At 67.0% G+C, this 3,154-nt stretch carries 4 protein-coding genes; 2 read left to right on the top strand and 2 right to left on the bottom strand.

Annotated elements, in window-relative coordinates; all coding sequences use genetic code 11:
• Window positions 1-1,707, top strand: a 1,707-nt coding sequence (gene katG / locus AC1DJN_RS21370) for a catalase/peroxidase HPI (protein WP_478040144.1), incomplete at its 5' end; no start/stop codon positions are given.
• Window positions 1,708-2,123: 416 nt separating this feature from the next.
• Here the strand turns inward: katG and AC1DJN_RS21375 are convergent.
• Together AC1DJN_RS21375 and AC1DJN_RS21380 are read right to left on the bottom strand one after the other, a co-directional pair.
• Window positions 2,124-2,531 (bottom strand): RNA-binding S4 domain-containing protein, encoded by a 408-nt coding sequence (locus AC1DJN_RS21375; protein ID WP_025873812.1) that lies wholly within the window; start codon window positions 2,529-2,531, stop codon window positions 2,124-2,126.
• A gap of 9 nt (window positions 2,532-2,540) precedes the next feature.
• Window positions 2,541-2,780 (bottom strand): hypothetical protein, encoded by a 240-nt coding sequence (locus AC1DJN_RS21380; protein WP_025873813.1) that lies wholly within the window; start codon window positions 2,778-2,780, stop codon window positions 2,541-2,543.
• A 62-nt stretch (window positions 2,781-2,842) separates the two neighbouring features.
• Here AC1DJN_RS21380 and AC1DJN_RS21385 point away from each other — a divergent pair.
• Window positions 2,843-3,154, top strand: a 312-nt coding sequence (locus tag AC1DJN_RS21385) for an MATE family efflux transporter (protein WP_478040146.1), incomplete at its 3' end; no start/stop codon positions are given.

A 3,154-nucleotide genomic window follows, 5' to 3' on the forward strand; every position in this document is an offset into this window, starting at 1 on the left:
GACCAGGACGTGTACTGGGGCCGCGAGACCACCTGGCTCGGTGGCGACGTGCGCTACAAGCACGGCTCGGAGGGCGTGCAAGAGGACCACGGCGTGCTGGTGTCCGATGACGACGCTGATGGCGATGTGCACTCGCGCAAACTGGAAAACCCGCTGGCCGCGGTACAGATGGGCCTGATCTATGTGAACCCGGAAGGCCCGGATGGCAATCCCGATCCGGTGCTGGCCGCGCATGACATCCGCGACACCTTCGGCCGCATGGCGATGGACGATGAGGAAACCGTCGCCCTGATCGCCGGTGGCCACAGTTTCGGCAAGACCCATGGTGCCGGCCCGGCCGACAACGTCGGCAAGGAACCGGAAGCAGCGGGCCTGGAAAGCCAGGGCCTGGGCTGGGCCAACAGCTTCGGCAGTGGCAAGGGCGGCGACACCATCACCAGCGGCCTGGAAGTCACCTGGACCCGCACCCCCGCGCAGTGGAGCCACGACTTCTTCGAGATCCTGTTCGGCCACGAATGGGAGCTGAGCAAGAGCCCGGCCGGCGCGCACCAGTGGGTCGCCAAGAATGCGGACGCAGTGATTCCCGATGCGCACGATCCGTCGAAAAAGCACCGCCCGACCATGCTGACCACCGACCTGTCGCTGCGCATGGACCCGGCCTACGAAAAGATCTCGCGGAAATTCCTTGCTGATCCGCAGGAGTTCGCCGATGCCTTCGCCCGCGCTTGGTTCAAGCTGACCCATCGCGACATGGGCCCACGTGCGCGCTATCTCGGCCCGGAGATTCCGGCCGAGGAATTCATCTGGCAGGACCCGGTGCCGGAAGCCAGGCACCCGTTGATCGACGCCAAGGACATCGCCGCGCTGAAGCAGAAGATCGCAGCGACCGGTCTGAGCGTGGCCGAGCTGGTGTCCACGGCGTGGGCCTCGGCCTCGACCTTCCGCGGTTCGGACAAGCGTGGCGGCGCCAATGGTGCGCGCGTGCGCCTGGCACCGCAGAAGGACTGGGCGGTGAACCAGCCGCAGCAGCTGGGCAAGGTGCTGGCCGCGCTGGAAAAGGTCCAGGCCGAGTTCAACGGCGCGGGCAGCAAGCAGGTGTCGCTGGCCGACCTGATCGTGCTGGCCGGTGGCGTCGGCATCGAGCAGGCAGCGAAGGCCGGCGGCCATGACCTTAGCGTGCCGTTCACTCCGGGCCGCACCGATGCCAGCCAGGAACAGACCGACGTCGAATCGTTCGCGGTGCTGGAACCGGCTGCCGATGGTTTCCGCAACTACCTCAAGGGCGCTTACAGCGTGCCGGGTGAGGCGCTGCTGATCGACAAGGCACAGCTGCTGACCCTCACCGCACCGGAAATGACCGCCCTGGTCGGTGGCCTGCGCGTGCTCGGCGCCAATGCCGACGGTGGCAGGCACGGCGTGTTCACCAGCCGTCCCGGCACGCTGAGCAACGACTTCTTCGTCAACCTGCTGGACATGGGCACCACCTGGAAGGCGACCGGTCGCGAAAGCTATGAAGGCCGCGGCCGCAGCGATGGCGCTGCGCGCTGGACCGGCACCCGTGCCGACCTGGTGTTCGGCTCCAACGCCGTGCTGCGCGCCCTGGCCGAGGTCTACGCCAGCGCCGATGGCGAGAAGAAGTTCGTGCAGGATTTCATCGCCGCCTGGACCCGGGTGATGGAACTGGATCGCTACGACCTGCACGGTTGACCGGATATGCCAGGTGCCAACCTTGGTTGGCACATGGCACGGCGCCCACCAAGGTGGGCGACTACCCGACCCCGCTGTGGGGTCTTTACCCGGTGGATGCCGACCTTGATCGGCACATGGCACGGCGCCCACCGAGGTGAGCGACTACCAGACACTGCTGCGGGGTCTTTACCCGGTAGATGCCGACCTTGGTCGGCACATGGAACAGCGCCCACCGAGGTGGGCGACTACCAGACACTGCTGCGGGGCCTTTACCCGGTAGATGCCGACCCTGGTCGGCACATGGCACGGCGCCCACCAAGGTGGGCGACTACCAGGCACTGCTGCGGGGTCTTTACCCGGTGGATGCCGACCCTGGTCGGCACATGGCGCAACGCCCACCAAGGTGGGCGACTACCAGCGCCCGGGCGGCGCCGTCACAGGGCGTCGATATCACCCAGTGCACGGATCAACCGGCGTGCGCGCTTGTCCGGCTTGTGCTCCGGTGCCTGGTAGCCATCACGCGCGGCAATGCGCAGCGCACGCTGTTCGGCGCGGCGGGCCTTGGAGGCTTCGCTCTCGGCATACAACTGCTGCGCCACCGGCGCCGGACCGCGCTGGTCGCTCAGGCCCAGCACCTGGATCTCGAAGTGTTCTTCACCGCGATCGACCAGCAGCTGCTCTCCCACGCGTACTGCGCGCGAGGATTTCGGACGCTGCCCGGCCACGGATACCTTGCCGGTCTCGATCGCCTGTTTGGCCAGGCTGCGGGTCTTGAAGAAGCGGGCCGCCCACAACCAGATGTCCAGACGGACGCTGGGCGCCAACGGGGAAAGCTCGGACATCGGTGGGGACTACTCCGTTCGCTTGTTCAGGGGGCGCGGATTGTCGGGGTCGGTGCGGCAGCCGCTGCCCCCGATCAATGCCGGCGTGCCGGCCGCCAGGTCCTGGCGCTGGCTGCCGACCAGGCACTCGGGGCGGTCGGTCGGCCGCACCTGGGTATCGCCCAGCCGGTCACCCGACGAACATGCGGCCAGTGCCGCTGCGATCAAGGCCGCCACGATCATCCGCATCGCCTGTTGTGGTTGATGCATTGCCACATCCTGCAAACCGGCTTGATGCTAGTGTGCGCCTCCCGGGAATCGATCACCACTCCATGGCCAAAGCGCCGCTTGACCTGACCTCCGGCCCGATCGGCCGCAACCTGCTGCTGTTCGCGCTGCCGATCCTGGCAGGCAACATCGCGCAGTCGCTGAACGGCTCGGTGAATGCGGTATGGGTGGGGCGCTTCCTTGGCGAAGCGGCACTGACCGCGACCGCGAACGCCAACAACATCATGTTCTTCCTGATCGGTTCGGTGTTCGGCTTCGGCATGGCCTCGACCATCCTGATCGGCCAGGCCATCGGTGCGCGCGACATCGCCCAGGCACGACGCGTGGTCGGCACCAGCGCCACGTTCTTCATCGGC

It is taken from the genome of Stenotrophomonas sp. 05L414_2 (genome assembly GCF_056397905.1).